2 protein-coding genes are annotated in these 1,980 nt (G+C 74.4%); both read left to right on the forward strand.

Annotated elements, in window-relative coordinates; all coding sequences use genetic code 11:
* Positions 1-660: hypothetical protein (locus KBX53_RS31285; RefSeq protein ID WP_210863353.1), on the forward strand; the 660-nt coding region annotated here is incomplete at its 5' end.
* The coding region (locus KBX53_RS31290; RefSeq protein ID WP_210863355.1) for a BTAD domain-containing putative transcriptional regulator at positions 654-1,980 on the forward strand (1,327 nt) is incomplete at its 3' end. The genes KBX53_RS31285 and KBX53_RS31290, both read left to right, overlap by 7 nt.

Genomic DNA, 1,980 nt, shown 5'->3' on the forward strand with positions numbered 1-1,980 from the left:
TTGTGGGAGAAGGGCCGCCAGCTCGCTGAGTCCGTTCGACTGTTGCAGGCGTTCACCCAGTTGGGCTGGGCGAGCGCGCTCGATCGGGACGAGATGATGCACCTCGTCCTGTTCGGTGACCGCTCGCTGCCCGGCGACTACACCGCGCCGCGTGGCGACCTCAACGGCGACACGGGCCGGCGTTACCTCCAGACGGCGTACGCCCAGGCGGTGAGCAACTACGCCGGCTGCGCGCAGGCCGTCGACTGGGATCCCTGCCAGGGCCTGAATTCCGGGTTCGACGCGAAGCAGGGCCAGAACCCGTACTTCGCGTGTGGGCAGGTCGACCGGCCCAACGCGCCGGTCGACCCGCTGGGCCGGTGCGTCTACGCCGTCGCCGGTGACCGGACCAACGAGCTGGCCGGCCGGTACGCCCACTGGTCGGCGGAGATTGCCGGCGGCCGGCACCGGGAGGGCATTCCGGAGGTCACCACCGTCACCAACCTCCTGCGGATCACCAACGAACACCGGCACTGCCCGGGGTCGGCACGCCGCGGCGGCCCCGCACCAGCTCGGGGTGGGTCCGCCGCCCGTACGCGGGCTGACGCCCCCGGCCGCGGGGACTGTCCGCCAGTTGTCTGCACGTGCCGCCGCACTGACCTACGCTCCTGCCCGTGCTGAGAATCGGGGTCCTCGGTCCGCTGCGGGCGTGGCACGGCGACGTGCCCGTGGAACTCGGTCCGCTGCGGCAGCGTGCCGTGCTGGCCCGACTGGCCACCATGGTCGATCAGGTGGTCCCGGTGGACCGGCTCATCGAGGACCTGTGGGCCGGCGACCCGCCACCGCGCGCCCAGGCGGCACTTCAGGTGTACGTGTCCAACCTGCGTCGGGCCCTCGAGCCGGACCGGCCGCCCCGCAGCCCCGCACAGGTGATCGTCACCGCCGCGCCCGGCTACGCGCTGCGGCTGCGGGCGGAGCAGCTCGACGCGGGGCGGTTCGAGGCGTCGACCCGCTCGGCGATGGCCGTGCTCGATGCGGATCCCGAGGAGGCGTACCGTCGGCTTGACGCGGAGCTGGCCTGCTGGCGCGGCCCGGCCTACGTGGAGTTCGCCGATGAGGGCTGGGCCGCCGCGGAGTCGGCCCGGCTGGCCGAGTTCCGTCTTGTCGCCATCGAACACCGGGCCCGGGCGGCGCTGGCGTTGGGCCGGGCCGAACAGGTCGCGCCCGAGCTGGAGCGGCATGTCCAGGCGCATCCGCTGCGGGAACAGGCGGTCGCCCTCCTGGCCCTGACCCTGTACCGATCCGGCCGGCAGGCCGACGCGCTGGCCGTGCTCCGGCGGCTGCGCACCGAACTGGCCGACCAGCTCGGCGTCGACCCGAGCCCCGGCCTGCGGGCCCTCGAGACGGATCTGCTGCAGCAGGCGCCCTCCCTGGAACAGCCGACGCCCACCACGCACCTCCGGCTCGCCGCGCCGCGATTCCCCGCCGCGGTCGTGGCGTCCGCTCCGGTGGACGGGGACCCGCTGCCCCGACCAGATGAGTTGGCCCGGCTGCGCGAGGCCGCCGCGTACGCCGTCCGGAGGGGATTCCGGATGTCCTGGGTGCTGGGCGACGCCGGCGCGGGAAAGTCGACCCTTGGTCGGCTGCTGGTCGGGCAGTTGACGGCCGACGGTTGGCGGACGGCCGTCGGCCGCTGCCCCGAGCTGGACGGGGCCCCGCCGGCCTGGGCCTGGGGTGAGGTGCTGCGCGCGTTGCAGACCACCGCTCCGCCGGCACCCGCGCATGCCGACCGGCTCGCCACGCTGCTCAGCGAGGGCGGTGCCCCGCTGCCGACGGGCGGCGAATTCCACCTCCGCAGGGCGGTCGGCGACTACCTCGGCACCGTCGCCGCTGGCGGGCCGCTGCTGCTGGTCCTCGACGACCTTCACTGTGCCGATGGGGAGACCCTCCAGGTGCTGCGGCACCTGGCCGTCGCGTTGGTCGACCGGCCGGTGCTGGTGG

The organism is Micromonospora sp. M51 (genome assembly GCF_018070305.1).
Classification (GTDB): Bacteria; Actinomycetota; Actinomycetes; order Mycobacteriales; family Micromonosporaceae; genus Micromonospora; species Micromonospora parva.